The following is a 22,011-nucleotide window of genomic DNA, read 5'->3' as shown; positions in this document are numbered from 1 at the left end:
ACCTTATCGCGACCGTGGATGATCTACCTGGATCGGCTGTCGCCGGTCAAAGCTCGCGCGACTGGCGCCGTACGCGTGGGCACTGGCCCAAACCGCTCCACCAAGACAGGCTTGGCATGTTGGACCGTCTGCTCGTCCTGCATCACGCAGTTCCTTCCCGCCGACTTCGCTCGGTAGAGCAGACTATCCGCGCGCTTAAGCATCGTCACGAAGGAGTCTTCGTTCTGCCTTTCGGCGATCCCGGCGCTCGCGGTCATGACGATCATCTTGCCATCGTAGTGAACGCGCATCCGCTCTAGGCTGTGTCGGAGTCCTTCTGCCACTCTGGCGGCGCCGGAGGCGTCCATCCCCGGCAACACCAGGACGAACTCCTCCCCGCCGGTGCGAGCGACGATGTCGCAGCTCCGCAGATGGTCCTTGATAAGGTCGACGAAGGCGCACAGGGCCACGTCTCCACCTCCGTGGCCATGGGTGTCGTTCACCCGCTTGAAGTTGTCGAGATCGATCGCGACAATCGCCAGCGGTCGTTCCATCCGCTCGCTCCTAGCTACCTCGCGGGTCGCATGCTTCATCAGAGCTCTGCGGTTCACCGCCCCCGTCAGAGCGTCGACTCCGGCCGCGTGCGCTACGCTGGAATGCATCTCCATTACGGTAAAGAGCACATACATCAGCAACATGCAGTAGGCCACCAGCATGACGACCAGCATCGAATACATCCATCGCGGGTCCGACCAGGGTGAGTCCGTTGTTGCGCCTGAAATCCCACGTAACGACAGCAGGCACCGATAAGTGACGGCAATCACGTGAACGGTCAGCAATGCCGCCGTCAGGCGCGCTGGAACATGGAAGCGATCGTTCGTCTGCCGAAAGAGCGTCCACGCCAGGACACCGCACAGAACCAGCACCGGCAAAACGGCGACCGTAAAAGACCATAGCCGCAATCGCTCGAGGAACATCGCAAAATAGAGCACCATCGTAGCCGCGATCAGTGCCGGACCCACACGACCACGGAACGGCTTGCGAACCACAAACCACCGCAGCCCCATGTACATCATGGCAAAGGAAAGGATATTCACTTCGTTGGCGATGCAGACGGTAACCAGTCTGGACGCGTACCCGTCCAGCCCCTGCAGCATCGTCTTTGTGAAATCCAAGAGCGTTGAGGCGGCCAGCCACCGAGCCCCGATCACGCTGCGATCAACCAGCGCCAGGGAGAAGAGAACCACTGTGAACAGACCAAGGGAAACAAGAAAAAAAATACAGGACGTCGTGTAATCCATATTTGGGGATCATCCCTACAACAGAAGCCACCGCGCACAGAATAGCCTCAAGATCACACCTTCTCAATCAAAAACCTTGTATTCTCACACGAAAGTTTTGATGTGAGTTCCCTTTCCGCCGCGCACTCTCTTTCGGGCGAAACAGGATGGTGTCAACCCCGAAGCTGCGTAAGTTACTGCAGATAAGAGTGTTATCGCTGCCGATTAGTTGTATCCGATCGATTAAACTTAAATCAGGTGCGAATCGGCCTTTTGGGACGAATCGAAAGGCCCATTCTCACCGGGTGGAGTAAAGATGTTTGCGCCGCTTTAGACTTTGGTCCGGACCTAAGTTACATGGATGGAAGGCTTTAGGCAAAAACCAGGGGGTGGGTGCTAGAACAGGCTCAGCTTCCGCGGCATCTCGATCCCGAGATGCTCATACGCCAGCCGGGTCGCAACCCGTCCGCGAGGCGTCCGGTCCAGGAAGCCGATCTGGATCAGGAACGGCTCATAGACCTCTTCGAGCGCATCCTGCTCCTCAGCCAGGGCGGCAGCCAGCGTGTTCAGCCCTACAGGACCGCCGTCATACTTCTCGATGATCGTCCGCAGTAGCCGGCGGTCGAGCTCGTCGAAGCCATGCGCGTCGACTTCCAGCAGCTCAAGTGCTTTCTGCGCCGTCTCGCGGTCGATCTTTCCCGCCGCTCGTACCTGCGCATAATCGCGAACGCGACGCAGCAGGCGGTTGGCAATGCGCGGCGTCCCGCGCGACCGCATCGCAATCTCCGCGGCTCCGTCCTGGTCGATCGGGACGCCCAGCACCTCGGCGGAACGTTCGACCACGTACCGCAGCTCGTCGTCGGTGTAGAACTCCAGCCGCAGCAGAATTCCGAAGCGAGAGCGCAGCGGAGAAGAAAGCAGCCCGGGCCGCGTGGTTGCCGCCACAAAAGTGAACGGCTTGATCTCCATCACGTGAGTACGGGCGGCCGGACCCTGGCCGATCATGATGTCCAGCTTGTAGTCCTCGAGCGCCGTGTACAGCTTTTCCTCAAGCACCGGCTGCAGCCTGTGGATCTCGTCGAGAAACAGCACCTGCCTCTCGCGCACATTGGTCAGGATCGCGGTGAGGTCGCCCTGAATCTGCAGCGCGGGCCCACTCGTCTGTTGAAAGCCGACGCTGAGCTCGTTCGCAATGATGGTCGCAAGCGTCGTCTTGCCTAGCCCCGGAGGCCCGAAGAGAAGCACATGGTCCAGCGCCTCGACGCGCGATCGCGCCGCCTCCAGCGCAATCGCCAGCTGCTCCTTCGCCTTCGTCTGGCCGATGAACTCCGCCAGCCGTGTCGGCCGCAGCTTCAGTTCGAAGGTCGCATCGTCATCCACGCGTCCCGCCGAAACCAGGCGTTCGGCGTCCGACTTCGATCCCTGGTTGAGATCGATCTTCGTCCTGTTCTTCGGAAAGTCCATTGAGGCGATAGTAAGGCGAAGCTACAGCCGAAGCAACCGATACGCCCAATCTCCTGCCACTCTGCTACCGTAGTAAAAATGGATCGACGTCAATGGATTACAGGTGCCGCAGCGATGTCCGCTCTCCTCTCCAATGCAGCCAATGCTGCTGATACGGCAAGGTCATTTCTCGAGCTCACCACATGGCGCCTTCACAATAGCGACGAGGATCAGGCAAAGCGGGTCTCCGACTATCTTGAGCAGGGCCTCTTTCCTGCACTGACGCGAGCAGGCGCGAAGCCTGTTGCCGCCTTCTCGAACCTTATCGGTCCCGATGGGCCCTCGCTCTTCACCCTCGTGCAGTACGCCTCGATGGGAGCAATGCAGGATGTACTTGAGAAGCTCGGCGCCGACAGTGCGTACACGCAGGCGTCCCAATCGCTCCGCGCCGGATCGGGAATGCCCTTCGTCACCATGGAGAGCAGCCTCTTTCACAGCCTCGCTGTAATGCCGCAACCTGTTATTCCCACAGACGTCGCGAGCCGTCCGGCGCGCGTCTTTGAGCTGCGAACCTATCAGTCGCAATCAATGGTCGCACGGCAGAAGAAGGCTGCAATGTTCGACGGCGGCGAGATCGGCATCTTCCAGCGCCTCGGCATGCGTCCCGTATTCATCGGTGAATCCATCATCGGCTCACGCCAGCCAAACATCACCTACATGCTCTCCTTCGACAATCTCGATGGGCGGGAGAAACTCTGGAAGGCCTTCGGCTCCGATCCGGAGTGGAAGAAACTCAGCTCTCCGCCTGAACTGAAGGACTCTCAGATCGTTGCCAACATCAGCAACATTCTTCTGCACCCGCTATCGTTTTCGCCCCTTCGCTGACGAATCAAAATGCGCGTATAAAGCAGAAGCCCCGGTCGGAAACTGGCGGCGAGACGTAAAGTCCAAAAGGCTCTCATCGCTTCAACTCCAGCAGCATCACGCCGTGGGGAGCTATCGTTCCCTCGGCATTTGCGATTTTGCCCAGAGGTCTGCTGTCCCAGATATCGCGTGCGGTATAAGCCTTGGCCGCGAAGCCGAACCGGCTCAAAGGAGCCGCAATCTTCAACGGCTCGTCGCCTGTGTTGAACAACGCAAGATACTCGCGTCCATCCTCTCCCTTTGAAGTCCACGTCACCAAAGCGTCATTCTGTCCGGCCAGCTTTTGGTCGTGCCCCTGCTGATTCATCTTCAGCACATCCTGATTCGTCAGCAATGAAGCGGTCTCGTCATCCAGCTCTGTCAGATTCGCTCCAATAAATAAAGGAGACCGCGAGATCGACCACAAAGTCATCAGGGTCTTCTGCTCATCCTGCGTCAGCTTGGTCTTACGCGGCTCTCCCGATCCCGGTACGGGCCCCAGCGTGCCCAGCGGAAGCATGTCCGCATCCGGCCAGTTCCCCGGCTTCACGTGCGGAACCCAGCTTGCGATCACTGCAAACTGATTCTTCACTCCTTGAGGGAAGCGCTCGCTCTCGGGCCTCTCCCACCGGTCCCATACGTCGTCGGAGATGCGCCAGAGCTGCGCGTTCTCCGCCACCTCGGCGCTCTTGTCCAGTGGCGCGGGTCCCGGTGAAAGACTCAGCACCATCGCGTGTCCCGTCTTCGCAATGGCCCGGTGAATCATCCGGATCTCGTCGCCTTTATAAGGGTGTGAGGCAATGCAGTCCACCTTGATGTAGTCCACGCCCCAGCTCGCATACTGCTGCATCAGCGAGTCATACCAGGCTTGCCCCGCGGGCGTGTCCTTAACGCCGAAGTTGTCTGGATTCCATGGACAGGTGTCGCTGGTATCCGCTACATCGACCGCGCGAAAGGCGCTGTCTGCCACAAGCAGGTTCTGTTCTACCGCCTTTTTCGGGATGCCGCGAATAATGTGGATCCCAAACTTCAGCCCCTGTGCATGGACATAGTCGCTCACCGGTTTGAAGCCTGCCGCTCCCGTTGCACTTGCGAAGCGGTTCAGCGCAGGTTCGTAGCGCCCGTGAGCATCCATACGATAGTCGAAGGCGTCCGTCTTCGCTTTCTGGGGATTCGTCAGATACCATCCCTCATCGACGACGGCATATCGGTAGCCGGCGGGCTTCAGCCTCTTGGCGAGCACGTCGACATTGGCGCGAAACTGACTCTCATCGATCGTCAGCCCATAGGAGTCCCAGCTGTTCCAACCCATAGGCGGCGTGGAAGCCAGGACAGCCTGGGCATTGCCCAACGCGGGAAGCAGGAAGACCAGCATGACCGTCGCACGGAACACACGTCCAAACTGCTTCAGCATCGGTAAGAAGCCTCCACGCACTTTACCTCTTTACATCCTCTCTTTACATCCTCGAGGCCACAAACAAGCCACCCGAGATCGCCAGTAGGTCTTCGACGACGGCGATAACAAAGTCCGGCACCCGCATTTGGGTCACCAGGCCATGACGGATGTGGTATCCAGCAAAGGCTCCTGCGACTCCTCCTGCGGCACCCAGCACGGCGCCTAGGATGAGGTTCTTCCCTCCGCTTGCGGCCAGGGCCGCGCCGCAGAGCGCGCCCATAAGCAAACGCGCAGACAGCCCGACGGCAGAGGTTCGCGCAGGAGTCTTCGGAAGCTTATCCGCAATTAACTCCCCGATCGCAAACAGTGTAAAGACCGACAGCGTAATCATTGAATTCATAAACGCCAACGGAGTTCCGTACAGATGAATCCAGCCCAGGTAGGCTGCGGCGCAGACAATCGCAGGAGCCATCATGGAGCGCAGACCGGCTACGCAACCGATCAGAAAGCAGAGCAGGAGCACTGAGAAAACCATCTGCCTCACATCCTTTCCGCAAACAGACTAGGAGGCATTCTCGCGCAAAGTTGATGACTACGCAAAAGTTATTGGTCAGATAGTGAAAAACGGGCCAATCTTCATGATTGGCTACTTCATGAAGAAAGCTCGCGCTGCATCAGGGTGATGTCCTGAGGTCGGTCGAACTTCCATCCCGTCTCCCGCAGCACCCCGACCAGCGAGAAGCCAAGAGCGCGATGCAGGGCAATCGAAGAAGGGTTGTCGCCGCCGATGACCGCAATCATCTGCTTGTACTCCGCCCGGCGACAGGCCTCCATTACCGCCTGTAACAGGCGTCTGCCGAATCCTCGTCCCGCGCAGTCCGCGCGAAGGTAAATGGTGTCTTCCACGGTGAAGCGGTATCCGGGACGAGGGCGGAAAGGGGTGGCGTAACCATATCCAACGACCTCGCCCGCCTCTTCGGCAACCAGAAAGGGAAGGCCGCGCTGGCGTACATCGGCCATGCGGCGGCGCATCTCCGCTTTATCGGGAGGCTCAAGCTCCATGGTGGCGGCGCTGGACAAGACATAGGAACGGTAGATGGCAGCGATTGCTGTTGCGTCTTCAAAGACAGCCTCACGCAATACGAGGGACATGCTGCCAATTTACATTCGCCTGCCGGGCAATCGTCTCGCCTGCTTTGAAAATGCTAGGCTGGAGACCGATGCACGTCCCGCCTCACCCTCTTTCCATGGGCCGCAGAAAGCGCCTCTTCGCCGCATGGGCGGCCTCTGTGTTCGCTTTGTTGCTGGCTTCGTGCGCAAGTCCCGGACCTCCAAGGCCGCCTTCGCTCCACCTGCCCGAGGTGGTCACGGACCTGACGGCAGAGCGCGTCGGCGGCGAAGTCCATCTGCACTGGACCTCGCCTGCTCACACGACGGATGGCTTCAACGTGCCCTCGCCGATGACGGCCGAGATCTGCCGCGACCCTCATCCGAAGACGGAGCCGGCGAAGGCAGCGCCAAAAGGGAGCCGCGCACCGGCGGCCCAGAATGCGCCCGGCTGTGAGGTCGTTACTCACCTTGTTGTGAAGCCTGGTGTGACCGAAGCCAAAGAGCCCCTTCCCCCAGGATTGGCCGCAGATCCTGTGGCTCTGCTGGGATATCGTATCCGCATTCTGAACCCGCAGGGACGCTCGGCGGGGATCTCTCGCGCGGCGCTGGTCCCTGCAGGTGAGGCGCCTCCACCAGTCGAAGGATTGCGGGTCGCGGCGACGCGCAACGGAGCGATGATCGAATGGCAGCGGCTGGATTCGCCCTCGCTGATCGAGCTTGACCGAACCCTGCTTTCGGTTCCGGCAGCGAAGGCTTCGAAGAAGTCCGCCGTCGCCCTGCCTGACGATCAACCGGTGGATGTGCGATTGCGATCCGCAAGAGACGAGATGCCTGCGAAGGATCCTGGCGGAACCCTGGATCGCACTGCAGTTCGCGGCCAGCGTTATCTCTACCGGGCCCAGCGCATTCGAACGGTCGAACTCTCCGGAAACAAATTTGAGTTGCGAGGAGAAGTCTCCTCCCCTGTCGCGGTGGAGATGACGGATCGCTTCGCTCCGGCCGCTCCTACCGGCCTTGCTGTCGTTCCGGGCACAGAAGGCAACGCTGCGGTCATCGACCTGTCGTGGCAGGCCAATACTGAGGCTGACGTTGCCGGATATAACGTCTATCGGCGCGAGGGCTCCTCCGGCTTCGAGCGCCTGACCGCACAGCCCGTGCTGGGGCCGGCCTTTTCGGATGCGAAGGCAACCCCGGGAAGCACGTATACCTACCGTGTCACCGCAGTCGATATCAGCGGAAACGAAAGTTCTCCGTCGAGCGAGGTGACAGAAACCGTGAAGGCACACTAGGCAGAAAAGGAAGGCAACGACAATGAAGTACTGCAAATATCTCTCCCCTTCTGGAATCGCAGGATATGCGTTTGTTGAGGAGCAGGACGGTGTCTTATGGGCGGTGCGGCCAATGGTGGCCCCGCAGGAAGATCTTGCCGCACGCCTCGCCTCGGTAGAGCAGACATCAACCGAGGCATTTACGGCTGCGCCTCTGAAGGAACTCCGGCTGCTGCCGCCGGTGACTCCTTCAAAGATCGTGTGCGTGGGGCGTAACTATCGTGAACACGCCGCCGAGCTCGGCAACGAGGTTCCCAAGGAACCCTTGCTGTTTCTAAAGCCGCCGTCCTCGCTGCTTGCATTCGGCAAGCAGGTCAAGATTCCGGCACTCTCAAAACGGGTGGACTTCGAAGGCGAGCTTGCCATTGTCATTGACCGCCGCTGCCGCAACATCGGTCCTGACGAAGATGTGAGCCAGTACATTCGCGGCTACACCATCGTGAACGACGTAACCGCTCGCGATATTCAAAAATCTGATGGGCAATGGACTCGAGGCAAGGGATGGGACACCTTCTGCCCGGTGGGCCCCTTTGTGGTCCTCCAGGGACCGGGCGAGATCGATCCATTGCACGGTAGCCCTGTTACCATAACGACGCGTTTGAACGGCGAGACCAAGCAGCACGGTTCGACGGCGGACCTGATCTTCCCCATCGACTTCCTTCTGCGATACATCACGGCGTTCACCACGCTCGAACCAGGCGATCTCATTCCTACAGGAACACCCTCTGGGGTGGGTCCAATGCAGGCCGGGGACACGGTTGAGGTGGAGATCTCCGGGCTGGGAATGCTGCAAAACATTGTTACAACGGAGTAAACCCCGCTTTTGCAATAATCTGCAGTCGCCGGAGAGGCGGCCTTCCCTCCTGGGAGACTGCGCACAACGCCTCCGGCCTTGATAAAATCAAACTAAGCAGCGAAGGAGCGCACAAAATGGCGACAATTCTCGAACAGCTTCGTAGCATGACGACCGTGGTCTCTGATACCGGCGATATCAATGCCATCAAACAGTTCAAGCCGACGGATTCGACCACGAACCCATCGCTCATCCAGGCTGCCGCAGGCATGCCGGAATACCAGCCCATCGTGGACGACGTTTTGCAGCAGGCGCGCAAGGATGCCGGCTCCAGCGCTTCTGATAAGGAAGTTGCTGCACTCGCCTTCAAGTCGCTCGCCGTGGCCTTCGGCCGCAAGATTCTCGAGATCGTTCCCGGTCGCGTCTCGACCGAGGTCGATGCCCGTCTCTCTTACGACACGGAGAAGTCCATCGCGACCGCCCGCGACATCATCGCGCAGTACGAGAAAGCCGGAATCTCCCGTGAGCGCGTTCTGATCAAGCTCGCTTCCACATGGGAAGGCATCAAGGCCGCCGAGATCCTCGAGAAGGAGGGCATCCACTGCAACATGACCCTTCTGTTCGGAATCCACCAGGCGGTTGCCTCGGCTGAGGCCAAGGTCACCCTGATCTCGCCGTTCGTTGGACGCATCCTGGACTGGTACAAGAAGGACACCGGCAAGGACTACACCGGCGCAGACGATCCCGGCGTAAAGTCGGTGACCACCATCTACAACTACTACAAACACTTTGGCTACAAGACCGTGGTCATGGGCGCAAGCTTCCGCAACACCGGCGAGATCATCGAATTGGCTGGCTGCGATCTTCTGACCATCGCTCCCAAGCTGCTGGGCGAGCTCGAAGCCGCGCAGGGCACGCTCGAGCGCAAGCTGGATCCGGCAAAGGCCAAGGACATGAAGATCGAGAAGATCCCCATGGACAAAGAGATCTTCGACAAGATGCATGCTGCCGATCGTATGGCCAGCGACAAACTGAAAGAAGGCATCGAAGGCTTCTCGAAGGCTCTTGAAGAGCTGGAGAAGACGCTCGAGAAGCGTGTCGCAGAGATCAGCGAGCCTGCTGCTACGCGGTAGAAAATCCTTTACCTTTCTTACGACAGAAGACCGCGTTCTCAACGCGGTCTTTCTGTTTCTATAAAGAATCTCTTCGCTCGCCCCTGAAGGATTTTTAGAGACCTGGAGCAATCGCGCTGAAATAAGCCGCCGTATGCCTCTTCTTTAGAGGATTGCAGGGCTCGAAACACAACTCCTGTACAAACAGAGGATAAGGGACGTTTACATTCGAAAGATCATGGGTTGGTACACTTTAAGGCGGGCTGCCTGTATCCCTGCTCGTCAGCTTCATGAATGCACGTTCCCCTCAACTCAAAAGGACAGAGAATGCGAGACAGGATGGTTCAAACCGATTGAGCCACGACACGGAGCAGCTACTTCCGGAGACCGCGACGGATCGACCTCTCCCGCGGCTGGGCCACCTGCCGGAGCTCGATGGGATTCGTGGCATTGCGGCCCTGATGGTGTTCTTCCATCACATGTGCTTCACCGAATTTAATATCTCCGGATGGACCAACGGCTTTGTCCGTGGCTTATATTCGGTCACCAGCTACTGGGACTCGGGAGTCGATGTCTTTTTCGTGCTGTCCGGCTTCCTTATAACGTCTCTGCTGATTCGAGACCGGAAGAGCCCCGACTACTACAAGGATTTTTACTGGAAGCGTGCGCTTCGGATTTTTCCGCTCTATGCATTCGTCGCTATAGGAATCCTTATCTTCATTCCAGGTTCCCAGCGGTTCATCCTGTTGTGCGCCCTCTTCGTGGCAAACTTCGCCAACGTCTTTCACGTGCAGGCGATCGGGCCTTTCTGGACCCTGGCGATTGAAGAGCAGTTCTATGTCCTGTGGCCGACCGTTGTTCGTCGCCGCTCGCTGGCCACGCTTCGGCACTGGGCTTTTGCGATCATCTGCGTGGTGATCGTATTACGGTACGTGTTCGCCATCTACGGCCACCATAACTACTGGCACACCTACCTTCGCTGCGACGGGCTTGCCCTGGGAGCTCTGCTGGCCTGCATGCTGGAGCGCTGCCAGAGCGTCGGTCAGGGGTTGGCAGCGAAACGTGGATTCCTGCTCGGGCTCCTGGGAACGGGCATAACGTTATTTTTGCTCTCCCTGTGGATTCCCACCAGCAGCAGGAGTATCGCGTTTCATGCCGCGACAGAAGCGGCCGGAATCACGCTCTTGTGCGGAGGGTTTGTGGGTATATCGGTCGCCTTTACCGGTCGCCGATGGCTCGGCCTGCTGCGCTCGCGAGTCCTGACGTTCTTCGGCTTGATCAGCTACGCGCTGTACATGGTGCACCTGTTCATTCGGGACGCCTATGACAAAGTGCGCGGCCCGCTGCAGCCCAACGATCTCGCGGGCTATTTCCTACGCATCGCAGTCGTATTAGCCATAACGATTGTGGTCACCCTTATCACCCGCTATACGATCGAGCTGCCGATTATGTCGCTGCGCAAATACGTTCTGCATCGTCCGACAAAGGCGGTTGTAGCGGAGTCGCTCTAGCGCTGGCAGACCCACCCCTGAAACAACCTCACGCCTGCTCAAGGCATGAATATAAGCGGAGGAACTCAGTGAGAGTGTCCGTGCGCTCCCACCGCTTCGGGCTCTGGGGGCGAGCTGCAACCGTGCGTGGTCTCGCAACCTGAGGTTTCAAACTGGATCGTCGTGTGTGTGATGTGGAAACGGTCGTGCAGCCGGGAGTTGATCTCTTTGAGGATGCTCGAGCACTCCGAGGCAGGCATCTCGGAGATCCGGACATGGCTGGCCAGGGCATGCGACTGAGCCCCGAGGCTCCATATATGCAGATCATGCACGTCAAGCACGCCCGGAACCGTCTCCATCGCATCGCGAACAGAGCCGAGCTGCATATTGCGCGGCGTTCCTTCCAGAAGAATGTTCAATGTCTCGCGCAGGATGCCAATGGAGCTCCAGAGAATCATTGCGGCAATCAGCAGCGAGAGCGCCGGATCCACCCAGCTCATGCCGGAAAAGAGGATGAAAGCGCCTCCGACGATGACCGCGGCCGTCGAAAGCGTGTCGCCCAGCATATGCAGGAAGACGCTGCGGATGTTGACATCGTTCGAGAACTTCCACAGCAACGCCGCGACAGTTCCGTTCATGAGAACGCCGGCAACCGCGACCTCCATCATTATCTTGGGCTGAACCTCGACCGGAGCATTCAATCGCTCGATTGCGGTAATGGCGATCCAGACCGAGAGAACCACAAGAGTGGCGGCATTGACGAATGCGGCCAGAACGCCGGCTCTCTGGTATCCGAAGGTCTTCGTATCGGTGGCAGGGCGACCCTGGAAGTACACCGCGACGTAGGAGAGGACAATCGCCAGCAAGTCGCTGAGGTTGTGGCCAGCCTCGGAGATCAGGGCCAGTGAATGTGCTCGCAGGCCGAAGATGAAGGTTGCCAGCACGTAGGCGAAGGTCAGCCCCATCGAAGCCTTCAGGACTCGCTGCATCCGCCGGTTCGGGGTGGCGACCATGTGCATGATTTAAGTGTAGCCTCCGTAGGCCGTTTGCATCTACAGGACCTCAGCCGCGATGGTTGGCTGGGGCGTTCGAATCCGGGTGTGGATGCGCGGAACCCAGGCGCAGACCGCTCCAACTCTCGGCAACGACGATGCTATTGGCTGGGTTATGCGGCTCGTAGCGAACCTGGATCGGAAGATCGGTGCGAACGTCCTGGACAAGGTCGGCGAGCGTGGTCACGTCCTGCGCTGCTTCGTAGCTTACGCCGCCGATTCGGTAGTTGTAGACGATAATCTTCTGCGCGGACGTGTCCTGCTGGCTGAATGGCGCATCGGTGATGCTGCCGTCGGTGATGCGGCCGCTGGTGGCAATCTCTTCCCGGCGGGCTCGCTCGATCTCCTCCGCCGAAGGATGAGGCCTCCGAAACAGGTACCAGGCGACGCCGCTGGCCGCAGCCACCGCAACCGCAGCGACAATGGCGTTGCGCGGAGAACGCAGGGGAACCGACAGATACTCTGGCACGGTCGTGAACACGGCTGTCTAGCCAAAGCATAGCCCAGGTCAGGACGATTCAGGATGAAGAGTTTGCGGAACCCGTGACGGAAAGCGTACGCCCGCCCATTCCGGGCCGCCTCCCCTGCGGCTCACAGGCTGGCGATATACTGAGATGTGAGCAAAAATCCGGTTTTTTCGTCACCTCGAGTCTCCACCACTCCACAGAAGGTCTCCTCCATAGCCCATCCCCTTGATCTGGGGGAAGGACGCCGCATCCGCTCGACCACCGTGGTCTGCGTCCGACGCGATGATGCGGTGGTGATGGCAGCCGACGGACAGGTGTCGCTCGGCAATACGGTGATGAAACACTCGGCCAAGAAGATTCGCAGGCTTTACCAGGACAAGGTGCTGGCCGGATTTGCCGGTTCGACTGCGGACGCCTTCTCGCTTTTTGCCCGCTTCGAGACCAAACTCGAGCAGTACGCGGGAAACCTGAGTCGAGCCGCTGTGGAGTTAGCGAAGGACTGGCGTACCGACAAGATGCTGCGCCAGCTCGAAGCCCTGCTCATCGTCGCCGACATCAAGCAGACTCTCATGCTCTCCGGGACCGGCGATGTCATCGACCCGGATGAAGGCATCTGCGCCATCGGTAGCGGAGGCAGCTTCGCGCTTGCCGCCGGACGCGCCCTGCTCGACAACACCCAGCTTTCAGCGCGTGAGATCGCGGAGAAGTCCATGAAGATCGCCGGCGACATCTGCATCTATACCAATGACAAAGTCTTGATCGAAGAACTGAAGGGAACCTCGTAAGCCGGAATAAACTGACCGGGCGGCGAGAAAGTAGTCTGCGGGAACAACTGTTTTAGAAGCATCGTACAAAGATAAGGAATTCGTTATGGCAATCTTTCTACCCGGAACCGCAGAAGATCAGTCCCTCGCACTCGACGAGATGACTCCGCGCGAGATCGTCACCGAGCTGGACAAGTACGTCGTCGGGCAGAAGGCGGCCAAGCGCGCCGTCGCCATCGCCCTGCGCAACCGCATGCGCCGCCAGAAGCTCACGCCCGAGCTCGCCGACGAGATCATGCCGAAGAACATCATCATGATCGGCCCCACCGGTGTGGGCAAGACGGAGATTGCGCGCCGCCTCGCCAAGCTGACCAACTCGCCCTTCCTCAAGGTGGAAGCCTCGAAGTTCACCGAGGTCGGCTATGTCGGTCGCGACGTAGAATCCATCGTCCGGGACCTGGTCGAAATCGCCATCGATATGGTGCGCGAGGAGAAGCTCGAAGAGGTAGAAGATAAGGCCGAGCTCGCCGCTGAAGACCGTCTGCTCGACCTGCTTCTGCCCCCTGCGCCTGCCGCTGTAACCGCCGTTGCCGCAACACAGGAACCAGGTTCGAATGTCATTCAACTTCCTGCTTCCATGGCGGAAGACGCCGTCCCGCATATCGCTGCCGAGGACAAGCCTGGCGAACGCGAGCAGCGCACCCGTGAGAAACTCCGTCAGCAGTTCCGCGAGGGCAAACTCGACGAACGTATCGTCGAGATGGATGTGCGCGACCGCAACCAGCCCAGCTTCGAGATCATCACCAACCAGGGTACCGAAGAGATGGACATCAATCTCAAGGATATGATCCCCGGTCTCTTCGGCCAGCGCACCAAGAAACGCAAGATGAAGGTCGCCGAAGCCTTCGAGTATCTAGTGCAGGAAGAAGAGGGCCGGCTGATCGATATGGATCAAGTCACCCGCCTTGCCGTCGAGCGCGTCGAAGACTCCGGCATGGTCTTCCTCGACGAGATCGACAAGATCGCCGGGCGCGAAGGTGGCCACGGCCCCGACGTCTCCCGCGAGGGCGTGCAGCGCGACATCCTCCCCATTGTCGAAGGCACCACCGTCAACACCAAGTACGGCATGGTCTCCACCGATCACATCCTCTTCATTGCTGCCGGAGCCTTTCACGTCTCCAAGCCCAGCGACCTCATCCCCGAGCTCCAGGGCCGCTTCCCCATCCGCGTCGAGCTCCACTCGCTCACCGTCGAAGACTTCGTCCGCATCCTCACCGAGCCCAAGAGCTCACTGGTCAAACAGGCGGTTGCGCTCCTCGAAACCGAAGGCCTCAAACTCGAGTTCACCAAGGAAGCGATCGCGGAGATGGCGCATTTCGCCTTTCGCGTCAACGAGACCACCGAAAACATCGGCGCGCGCCGCCTTCACACCATCCTTGAGCGCGTCCTCGACGAGATCAGCTTCCAGGCTCCGGACCTGATGAAATCCCCCCGAACCCAGGCCACGGAAGAGGGTGTCGTGGCGCAGATCGCCGCTTCGACTCCTGCCGATGGAGGAGCCCCGGCTCCTCCACTGCCCGTGATCGAACGAGAGACTGCGGGAGTGACTGAGAAGGTTATCGTGGTCGATCCTGAGTACGTACGGCAACAGGTCGCCTCCATCGTCAAAGACCAGGATCTCTCACGCTACATCCTGTAATTTCACACAATCGGCAAAAAGCCCCGGAACTCCTCCGGGGCTTTTTGCGCTTAAGGGAGCAGAAAAGAGCTCCGCGAGAAGCTGGAGCCTTGGGAAATCTGAATCTAAAACTCGCAAGTGGTTGAGATGCAATAGTTTGCATGAATACAGAATTGACATCCCATTAAGATGAGACTTTAGATCTTCCGCTAAGATCATTCGCATGCTCACCAGAATTGCTGCGCGTCGAAGCCCTGCGGTCTCCGTGTTTCTCCTCGTCGTACTGGCAATGTTCTGTGGCGCCGGGTATGCCCAGAACAATACTCATGCGATCATCTCGCAGGTCTACGCTGCGGGTGGAAATAACGGCGCGGTGCTGAACGCCGATTATGTCGAGCTCTTCAATCCGACCGGCAACACGCTCACACTGAACAACTACAGCATTCAATATGCGAGCGCGGGTGGGGCCTCTATCTCGACGGTGACAATTCTCCCGGCGACGATCACGCTGGCTCCAGGCCAGTACTATCTGGTGGCAGCGTCGGCGGGTGCGAATGGCGCTGCCCTCCCGGCGACGCCGGACGCTCCGGACACCAATATCGCCTTTGGCGCCTCGGCCGGAAAGGTCGCGCTGGTGAGCTCGACCACTCGGCTGGCTACGGCGTGCAGCCTCTCGGATTCCACGCTGGTGGACTTTGTAGCGTATGGCAGCGGAACGAACTGCGCGCTCGGCACTCCCGCTCCTGCTCCGAGTACGACGAAGGCGGACGTTCGGACGAACGTATGCACAATCACCAATAACAGTGGTACGGAGTTCTCCGCACTTGACCCGGCTCCGCATAACTCGGCTTCTTCGCCGTTCGTCTGTGGCGCGCCTACGCCTCTGGCTGCGACCGCACAGGCCACTCCTTCTACGGTGTTCTCTGGCAGCTCGACCTTGCTGACCGCTGCGGTGACACCCGCGACACAGCCGGCGAGCACCGGGATCGCAGTCGTTGCCGACCTGAGCTCCATTGGCGGCTCGGCAGCGCAGCCATTCTTCGATGATGGAAGCAATGGGGACCTCGCAGCGGGAGACAATATCTACTCCTACAGCGCGCCGGTCTCGACGACCGGAACCTTTACGCTGCCGGTAACTGTAAGCGACTCGCAGCTTCGCAGCGCACACGTGAACATCGCGCTCACCGTGGCAACGCCGCCGCCTACGGTCTCGATCCAGGCGATCCAGGCGGCCAAGCCCTCGCCGTACAACACCCAGAAGGTGACGACGAGCGGCATCGTTATCGGAGTAAAGTCGAACGGCTTCTACATAGAGGCACCGGACGCATCTGCCAACCCATCGACGCCCCAGGGCGTCCTGGTCTACACCGGCTCGACGGCCAAGCCCTCGTATATCGCCATCGGCAACGAGGTCCAGGTAACGGGAACGGTCGCGACCTATCCACCCGCCGTGCTTACGCCCGGAACCGAGATCGACGACCCGCAGACCACTCTGCTCGCGACCAACCGGCCTCTACCCGCGCCGGTGACGATTACGGCGGCGATGGATTCGCCCTCGGGCGGAATCTACCAGTTCACCCGGTATGAGGGAATGCGGGTTGCGATCGGCTCCCTGACGACGACCAGCGGAACCGGCGCTACGCTCAACGAGGCAGCCGAGAAGAACACCTCAAATGGACGCTTCTACGGCGTGGTGACAGGGGTTCCGCGCCCCTTCCGCGAGCCCGGCGTTTCGGTGACGGACACCGTCTTTGGCCCGGTTCCCCCAGGAGTTCCCCTATGGGACTCGAATCCTGAGCTTCTCTATATCGACAGCCTTGTCCTTGGTGGACCGGCGATCGATGTAACCAGCAAAACCACTTTGACTGGTTTAGCCGGGGTTATGGACTTCTCCTTCGGATCGCCCGAGCTTCTGCTGGATGCTGCGACGCGTCCGACGGTGACCGGTGGACTGACCGTGGAGCCGATTCCTGCAGAGGCGGCCAATGAATTCACCATTGCCAGCTTCAACATGGAACGCTTCTACAACGACAAGGCCGATGCCGATAACCCCGGCAGCAGCGCCGTGGTCGTCACGCCAGAGGCCTATCAACGCAGGCTGACGAAGGCTTCGCTGGCAATCCGGACCGTGCTGAACTCGCCGGACATCATCGGGACCCAGGAGATCGAGAATCTTGCCGTGTTGACCGATCTGGCCGACAAGGTGAACAGCGATGCGGTCGCGGCAGGTCAGCCGAGCCCGGAATATGTTGCGGATCTCTTTCTCGCCAACGATGGCACGGCGATCAACACGGGCTTCCTGGTGAAGAGCACGCGGGTCAATACTGTCAGCGCCGAGCAGATTGGGCTGACGACAACCTTCACCAACTCGGTGGGCAATCAGGCCATCCTGAACGACCGCACGCCGCTTGTGCTGCACGCGGGTATCAAACGCACCGGAGCTTCGGATTATCCGGTGACGGTGATCTCAGTGCATCAGCGCTCGCTGATCAATGTCGATGATCCCACCAGCACCGGTGCGACAGTTCGGCTGAAGCGGGAGGCGCAGGCAGAGTTCCTGGCCAAGCTGATCCAGGGCTACCAGACCGCAGGGGAGCACGTGGTGACGGTGGGTGACTACAACTCCTTCGAGTTCTCGGACGGCTTTGTCGATACGATCGGCGTGACCAAGGGCAATCCTGTTCCGGCAACCCAGGTGGTGACTCCTCCCGTATCCGGGCTGGCGAATCCTCCATTGGTGGACCTGGTGACCCTGCTTCCGGCGGACCAGCGCCAGAGTTACGTAGAGGATGGAAGCGCGCAGGTTCTCGATCACGTCCTCGTGACCCAGGACCTTGTGCCTACCAACACCCGGCTGGTTTATGCCCACATCGACTCGGACTTCCCTCTGACGAACCTGAATGATGCCAGCAGCCCGACGCGCATCAGCGATCACGACCCGGCGGTGGCGTACTTCTCCATTCCGACGGCACAGGGAACCGTGAAACTCATCACTACGGCAATGCTCACGGCGGTCCCGGGAGGCTATCAGGCGATGGTGACGGTGAAGAATACCGGCACCTCCACCGCACAGAACGTGCAGCTGACGGGTGCGATACTGGGGAATGCACCAGGATCGCCGGTACCGTCGGCGCTCGGTGATTTGCAGCCCGGGGCTTCGGCTGTGGCGACAATCAACTTCCCATCTTCTGCAGGTGCGCCGGGCACGGCTACCGTGGAGAAGTTCACGGGAACCTATACCGGAGGCAGTTTCGGCGGAAACCTTCGCGCTACGCTGCCCTAAAACCATCAAAGAGTCCAAGCCACATTTTCCCCATTCCTTTCGGAGAAGAAACACAATGATCAAGAAGTATCTATCCCTGTCCACACTTGCACTGGCAGTTCTGTTTTCGGCTACTTCCCGCGCGTCGGCTGACCCGATCGTCATTCCCGGCACCATTGGGACCACGGTCGACTTCCCTGCTGAGCTCGATAACTCCGACAACAGTGTGGAGCTGTTTTTGAACGGGAGCAGCTTCAACATCGACAGCCCGCTGGTGATCGACGATCTGCTGTTCGTGAATTTTCCTGCCAGCATCGCGGCAGGCGCTGTCGCGGACGGAATCCTGTTTACGGTCGATCTTCCCGCGGGGCTGGCTCCTGGCCTCTATAACGGGACTTACACGATCTTTGGCGGACTCACTCCGAATGATTTTGACGACCTCGCCGATATCTCTTTCCAGATCGATGCCCAACCGGCGGCGAGCGCAGTTCCGGAGCCCGGCACCTGGCTTCTGCTTGCGACCGGACTCGGCATCCTGGGCGCGGCGGTCTACACGCGTGGCCGAAAAATTTCATTCGAACACGCAGCCTGAAGACATCCAAATGAAGGTGAGAGAAAGGGTCCCATGCGGGACCCTTTTTCTTGGCCATCGCCGCTGGCCATAGGCAGTTCCAGATCGATGGGTCGTCCCATCTTCCGCATGAACTTCCGGCTTTATGAGCGAAAGGATGGATTCGGGATCAGAGCGATCGGAAGATCGCCGCCATGCGATCGACAACGGAAGGCCACGTGTAACGGGCTAGCACAATCTCACGCCCCTTTTTCCCCATCCCTGCAAGTTGGTCAGGGTTGGAAAGCAACTGCGTGATCTTCTCCGCCAGGTCCCCGGCAGATCCTTTTTCCACCAGGGCTCCATTGACTCCCGGGGTCACGAACTCGCGTAACGCCCAGGCATTCGTAACCACCGCAGGAACCTGGTAAAGCATCGCCTCAAGAGGGGCGATCCCGAAGGGCTCGTAAAGGGAGGGCAGGACGAAGAGCGAAGCGTCGCGAAAGAGCGATTCCAGCTTTGCTCTCTGCTCCGGGTTGGACTTGGAAAGATGACCGTGGAGAATAGCTCCCGGAGGGAGGTTATCGATCTGCGTGGGACCCACGATATGCAGCTCGGCCGATGGGATCGATTGGCGCACGCTCCGGAAAGCCTCCAGCAACTGCGGCCCGCCCTTGCGGGCAAACTCCGTGCCGATGAAAAGAATGCGCGGGGAATGGAAGTTCTTTTGGGGTGCGGACTCGGGAAGTTCCGTAATCTCGGGAAGCTCCGTAAGATTGATGCCGCCCCCCACATTGAAGACCCGGTCCGAGGGAACGCCGTAATTGTTGATGAAGGATCGGCGAAGGTACTCGCTGAAGGTGAAGACGGCGGTCATCCTCTGGGCCGCCTGTTGCTCATAGTGCAGCGCCTGGTCAATTCGCTTCTGAGAGACCCCTTCCATCCCGAAGCCGCTGGCAAGGAGCTCGACCAGGTTGCCGTCGTGGTAGGAGACGCACTTGTGTGCGGGAAAGGCGTCGGGCAGCGAGAACATGTGGCCGATCTGCATCAGGACAGAGCCGTTGACCGGGACGCGCGAGGCGACACGAGTCAATGCCTTGCGATAACTGGGATCGAAATAGAAGTGCTTCCGCCATACGCCGCGGTTCCGGGTAAAATTTTTGGCCAGCAGCAGGGTGTTGGGGATACGCGGGACCCGGATCCCCACGGCTTTATCGAGAAGTCTGGCTCCCTCCATCGTCTGGAGAAGGAACTGGGAAGATCCGGACCAGGTCTTCGCAGAATAAGGTTCAGATCCGGTGGATCCGCCGACGAAGGCTGTGACTTCGCGCATTGGGTCAGGCTAGCATAAAGCTCTTGACGTCTTGTCTCTCAAAATTTGCCGCGTTGGACCTAGACAAGGAAGGCATAACAATGCCGATAACCCACTTCTCCTTTGCCGAGGGTGGTCATGCGTGGAGGGTAAGTGAAAAGATGGCAATACTACCGGGATGTCCCGTTCAGCAGGCTCTGGGCCCTCTATGCAGCCGTCTTTTGCCTGTTTGCAATCACCGGGTTCTTTGGGGACCTGGTAAACGTGGGCAGAACACCCTATGTTGTCGCGATTCTGAATGCCATTGTCAGCGGATTTGTGGCGACGGTGTACCTGCATATCGGTACGCGTCTTAATCCCCGCTACTTCATCCTTGCAACGGTGCTACAGATTCCTTTGTGGACCGGCTTCTCCGTATTATCTGTTTTTCTGATCACGCACTTTCATCTGCAACCTGTGAACACGGCTTCGGGCATTCGCGTCGCCGCCATCATCATGCTGACCCTGGTCGTCGTCTCGTACTCCCTGTTTATCCGATTTCTTCGCGGAGAAGGACAGGAGACGTTTCGTCTGCGGAATGAGCTTGAACTGGCGCACGGCATCCAGAAAACCCTCGTTCCTCCGATCGCACTACGTACGGTGGACTTTGAATTGTATGGCCGCTCCGACCCCAGCGACAAGGTAGGCGGCGATCTTGTAGACGCGGTCCGGCTTCCGGACGGGTCGACGGTTGCCTATCTCGCCGATATTGCCGGCCACGGTTTACAGGCAGGGATTCTGATGGGAATGGTGAAGACAGCCGCACGGACGGCATTGCTCGAAGAGTCTTCCCGAAGCCCGCCGGAGGTTCTGTCCTCACTACTGGAACGGTTGAATCGGGTCCTTCCTGACGTAAAGGAGTCCCAGATGTACGCAAGCTTCGCTGCTTTCTCCCTGGACGCGAACGGGACAGTCTTTTATGCCCTCGCAGGGCATCCGCCCTTCCTTCACTATCGACATCGCGAGAGTGTCGAACGCATATCGAGGGAGCAGTTTCCCCTGGGGCTTCTTCCGGTGACAGACTTTTTTGCGGAAGCAGCGGTACTGTCGTCCGGAGACCTTTTGGTTGTGGTGACCGATGGAATTCTTGAAGCCTGCGACCAGGCGGAGAGGGAGTTCGGTCTGGACCGCCTGCAGGAGGTGATCTCCGATCACGAGAGGGAAGAACTTCCGGCACTGTCAGAGGCGATCCTGAGAGCAGTCCGCGCCTTTGGGAAGCAGGTCGACGATCAGACTTTGCTGTTGATTCGAAAGCACTAAACCCAACATTCCGGGCAGTTACTGAAGGGTTCATATATGAGTGTTGTTTAATCAACTTATTTGCAACTTTTATATAAGATATGCGTCTTATTAGTAGCTCGAATCTTTGGGACTCGAGCTAAATATATGATTCTGTTGGAGGATTTTGACATGACGATCACACGCTTTTCCCCATTCCGCAGCCAGTTCAATGACTTGACTTTGCTGCAGAACCGGTTGAATTCGATCTTTCATGACTTTGCCCTGCCGACCAGCGGCGCCAGCGAGCCCCTTGCCGCTGGAAGCTTCGTTCCGGCTGTGGACGTCTACGAGGGTGCCCAGAAGGTTGTGGTGAAGCTGGAAGTTCCGGGCGTCAGGGAGGAAGACCTGGATGTTCGAATCGAAAACCACACCCTGACCGTGAAGGGCGAGAGAAAGTTCGAGGCGGAGGAGAAAGAAGAGAACTTCCGTCGCATCGAGCGCAGGTTTGGAAACTTCACCCGCAGCTTTACGGTTTCTCAGGCAGTGGATACCGACTCGATAACGGCGAACTATGACGCCGGCGTTCTGACGGTGACACTGGCCAAGAAGGCCGAGGCGAAGCCGAAGCAGGTGAAGATAGGGGTAGGTTCGGCGACTCAGCCGAAGCACGTGGAAGCGCCGGCTGCCTGAAGTTCGTACCAGGATAGAAACAGGCGGGAGACGAACCGGTCTCCCGTCTTTGTGTATGGGGATGTGGGGGAGTGTGGATTGAGGCTTCGTTCGAGTCACCCATCTTGGCGACGAAGAGACCGTCGTTAAGATGGGGCACCGC

Annotated in this window: 19 protein-coding genes; 11 read left to right on the top strand and 8 right to left on the bottom strand. The window is 59.0% G+C overall.

What is annotated here, in order from left to right:
* Positions 1 to 23 precede the first annotated feature (23 nt).
* Both AC5S26_RS01650 and ruvB read right to left on the bottom strand, forming a co-directional pair.
* Positions 24 to 1,280, bottom strand: coding sequence for a GGDEF domain-containing protein (locus tag AC5S26_RS01650; protein WP_494183105.1), 1,257 nt, complete (start codon positions 1,278 to 1,280; stop codon positions 24 to 26).
* A 375-nt stretch (positions 1,281 to 1,655) separates the two neighbouring features.
* Positions 1,656 to 2,723 carry a Holliday junction branch migration DNA helicase RuvB gene (ruvB, locus tag AC5S26_RS01645; protein ID WP_494183104.1) on the bottom strand — a complete coding sequence of 356 codons (1,068 nt, stop codon included), beginning with the start codon at positions 2,721 to 2,723 and terminating at the stop codon, positions 1,656 to 1,658.
* Between the two features lie 78 nt (positions 2,724 to 2,801).
* Here ruvB and AC5S26_RS01640 point away from each other — a divergent pair, with 78 nt between their 5' ends.
* Positions 2,802 to 3,587, top strand: coding sequence for an NIPSNAP family protein (locus AC5S26_RS01640; protein WP_494183103.1), 786 nt, complete (start codon positions 2,802 to 2,804; stop codon positions 3,585 to 3,587).
* Between the two features lie 73 nt (positions 3,588 to 3,660).
* On the opposite strand, the gene AC5S26_RS01635 is transcribed toward AC5S26_RS01640, so the two are convergent.
* The 3 genes from AC5S26_RS01635 to AC5S26_RS01625 all read right to left on the bottom strand — a co-directional run bounded on the left by AC5S26_RS01635 (position 3,661) and on the right by AC5S26_RS01625 (position 6,153).
* Positions 3,661 to 5,019: a glycoside hydrolase family 27 protein gene (locus AC5S26_RS01635; RefSeq protein ID WP_494183102.1), complete on the bottom strand. Its 1,359-nt coding sequence runs from the start codon at positions 5,017 to 5,019 to the stop codon at positions 3,661 to 3,663.
* Between the two features lie 43 nt (positions 5,020 to 5,062).
* A complete protein-coding gene (locus AC5S26_RS01630) occupies positions 5,063 to 5,536 on the bottom strand; it encodes a DUF4126 family protein (RefSeq protein WP_494183101.1) in 474 nt (157 codons plus the stop codon).
* A gap of 116 nt (positions 5,537 to 5,652) precedes the next feature.
* Positions 5,653 to 6,153 (bottom strand): GNAT family N-acetyltransferase, encoded by a 501-nt coding sequence (locus AC5S26_RS01625; RefSeq protein WP_494183100.1) that lies wholly within the window; start codon positions 6,151 to 6,153, stop codon positions 5,653 to 5,655.
* Between the two features lie 68 nt (positions 6,154 to 6,221).
* On the opposite strand from AC5S26_RS01625, the gene AC5S26_RS01620 reads away from it, so the two are divergent.
* From AC5S26_RS01620 to AC5S26_RS01605, 4 genes are all read left to right on the top strand, one after another.
* A complete protein-coding gene (locus AC5S26_RS01620; RefSeq protein ID WP_494183099.1) occupies positions 6,222 to 7,400 on the top strand; it encodes a fibronectin type III domain-containing protein in 1,179 nt (392 codons plus the stop codon).
* Positions 7,401 to 7,422: 22 nt separating this feature from the next.
* Positions 7,423 to 8,253, top strand: a complete 831-nt coding sequence (locus tag AC5S26_RS01615; RefSeq protein WP_494183098.1) for a fumarylacetoacetate hydrolase family protein — start codon at positions 7,423 to 7,425, stop codon at positions 8,251 to 8,253.
* 116 nt (positions 8,254 to 8,369) lie between these two features.
* On the top strand, positions 8,370 to 9,365 hold the full coding sequence (locus tag AC5S26_RS01610) for a transaldolase (protein WP_494183097.1): 996 nt from the start codon (positions 8,370 to 8,372) through the stop codon (positions 9,363 to 9,365).
* 332 nt (positions 9,366 to 9,697) lie between these two features.
* Positions 9,698 to 10,855 (top strand): acyltransferase family protein, encoded by a 1,158-nt coding sequence (locus tag AC5S26_RS01605; RefSeq protein ID WP_494183096.1) that lies wholly within the window; start codon positions 9,698 to 9,700, stop codon positions 10,853 to 10,855.
* A 65-nt stretch (positions 10,856 to 10,920) separates the two neighbouring features.
* Here the strand turns inward: AC5S26_RS01605 and AC5S26_RS01600 are convergent, their stop codons facing one another.
* The gene (locus AC5S26_RS01600) at positions 10,921 to 11,853 is read right to left on the bottom strand and encodes a cation diffusion facilitator family transporter (protein WP_494183095.1); all 933 of its coding nucleotides are present in this window, start codon (positions 11,851 to 11,853) and stop codon (positions 10,921 to 10,923) included.
* 43 nt (positions 11,854 to 11,896) lie between these two features.
* Positions 11,897 to 12,367 carry a DUF3592 domain-containing protein gene (locus AC5S26_RS01595; RefSeq protein ID WP_494183094.1) on the bottom strand — a complete coding sequence of 157 codons (471 nt, stop codon included), beginning with the start codon at positions 12,365 to 12,367 and terminating at the stop codon, positions 11,897 to 11,899.
* A 135-nt stretch (positions 12,368 to 12,502) separates the two neighbouring features.
* Between AC5S26_RS01595 and hslV the strand changes: the two genes are divergently transcribed.
* From hslV to AC5S26_RS01575, 4 genes are all read left to right on the top strand, one after another.
* Positions 12,503 to 13,138, top strand: coding sequence for an ATP-dependent protease subunit HslV (gene hslV / locus AC5S26_RS01590; RefSeq protein WP_494183093.1), 636 nt, complete (start codon positions 12,503 to 12,505; stop codon positions 13,136 to 13,138).
* A gap of 85 nt (positions 13,139 to 13,223) precedes the next feature.
* Positions 13,224 to 14,816, top strand: coding sequence for an ATP-dependent protease ATPase subunit HslU (gene hslU / locus AC5S26_RS01585; RefSeq protein ID WP_494183092.1), 1,593 nt, complete (start codon positions 13,224 to 13,226; stop codon positions 14,814 to 14,816).
* A 202-nt stretch (positions 14,817 to 15,018) separates the two neighbouring features.
* Positions 15,019 to 18,078 carry a lamin tail domain-containing protein gene (locus AC5S26_RS01580; protein WP_494183091.1) on the top strand — a complete coding sequence of 1,020 codons (3,060 nt, stop codon included), beginning with the start codon at positions 15,019 to 15,021 and terminating at the stop codon, positions 18,076 to 18,078.
* A 55-nt stretch (positions 18,079 to 18,133) separates the two neighbouring features.
* Positions 18,134 to 18,649, top strand: a complete 516-nt coding sequence (locus tag AC5S26_RS01575; RefSeq protein ID WP_494183090.1) for a PEP-CTERM sorting domain-containing protein — start codon at positions 18,134 to 18,136, stop codon at positions 18,647 to 18,649.
* 148 nt (positions 18,650 to 18,797) lie between these two features.
* On the opposite strand, the gene AC5S26_RS01570 is transcribed toward AC5S26_RS01575, so the two are convergent.
* Complete coding sequence (locus AC5S26_RS01570; RefSeq protein WP_494183089.1) at positions 18,798 to 19,940, bottom strand: glycosyltransferase family 4 protein; 1,143 nt, start codon at positions 19,938 to 19,940, stop codon at positions 18,798 to 18,800.
* Between the two features lie 132 nt (positions 19,941 to 20,072).
* On the opposite strand from AC5S26_RS01570, the gene AC5S26_RS01565 reads away from it, so the two are divergent.
* On the top strand, positions 20,073 to 21,218 hold the full coding sequence (locus AC5S26_RS01565; protein ID WP_494183088.1) for a PP2C family protein-serine/threonine phosphatase: 1,146 nt from the start codon (positions 20,073 to 20,075) through the stop codon (positions 21,216 to 21,218).
* 150 nt (positions 21,219 to 21,368) lie between these two features.
* Positions 21,369 to 21,869 (top strand): Hsp20/alpha crystallin family protein, encoded by a 501-nt coding sequence (locus tag AC5S26_RS01560; RefSeq protein WP_494183087.1) that lies wholly within the window; start codon positions 21,369 to 21,371, stop codon positions 21,867 to 21,869.
* The last annotated feature ends 142 nt before the right edge of the window (positions 21,870 to 22,011 follow it).

Source organism: Edaphobacter sp. FHG110511_03 (genome assembly GCF_059115365.1).
This window is presented reverse-complemented; position numbering and strand designations above follow the sequence as displayed.

Coding starts and splice junctions, on each gene's coding strand:
- AC5S26_RS01650 (WP_494183105.1), bottom strand. CDS start 1,280: ATGGATTACACGACGTCCTGTATTTTTTTTCTTGTTTCCCTTGGTCTG.
- ruvB (WP_494183104.1), bottom strand. CDS start 2,723: ATGGACTTTCCGAAGAACAGGACGAAGATCGATCTCAACCAGGGATCG.
- AC5S26_RS01640 (WP_494183103.1), top strand. CDS start 2,802: ATGGATCGACGTCAATGGATTACAGGTGCCGCAGCGATGTCCGCTCTC.
- AC5S26_RS01635 (WP_494183102.1), bottom strand. CDS start 5,019: ATGCTGAAGCAGTTTGGACGTGTGTTCCGTGCGACGGTCATGCTGGTC.
- AC5S26_RS01630 (WP_494183101.1), bottom strand. CDS start 5,536: ATGGTTTTCTCAGTGCTCCTGCTCTGCTTTCTGATCGGTTGCGTAGCC.
- AC5S26_RS01625 (WP_494183100.1), bottom strand. CDS start 6,153: ATGTCCCTCGTATTGCGTGAGGCTGTCTTTGAAGACGCAACAGCAATC.
- AC5S26_RS01620 (WP_494183099.1), top strand. CDS start 6,222: ATGCACGTCCCGCCTCACCCTCTTTCCATGGGCCGCAGAAAGCGCCTC.
- AC5S26_RS01615 (WP_494183098.1), top strand. CDS start 7,423: ATGAAGTACTGCAAATATCTCTCCCCTTCTGGAATCGCAGGATATGCG.
- AC5S26_RS01610 (WP_494183097.1), top strand. CDS start 8,370: ATGGCGACAATTCTCGAACAGCTTCGTAGCATGACGACCGTGGTCTCT.
- AC5S26_RS01600 (WP_494183095.1), bottom strand. CDS start 11,853: ATGCACATGGTCGCCACCCCGAACCGGCGGATGCAGCGAGTCCTGAAG.
- hslU (WP_494183092.1), top strand. CDS start 13,224: ATGGCAATCTTTCTACCCGGAACCGCAGAAGATCAGTCCCTCGCACTC.
- AC5S26_RS01580 (WP_494183091.1), top strand. CDS start 15,019: ATGCTCACCAGAATTGCTGCGCGTCGAAGCCCTGCGGTCTCCGTGTTT.
- AC5S26_RS01575 (WP_494183090.1), top strand. CDS start 18,134: ATGATCAAGAAGTATCTATCCCTGTCCACACTTGCACTGGCAGTTCTG.
- AC5S26_RS01570 (WP_494183089.1), bottom strand. CDS start 19,940: ATGCGCGAAGTCACAGCCTTCGTCGGCGGATCCACCGGATCTGAACCT.
- AC5S26_RS01560 (WP_494183087.1), top strand. CDS start 21,369: ATGACGATCACACGCTTTTCCCCATTCCGCAGCCAGTTCAATGACTTG.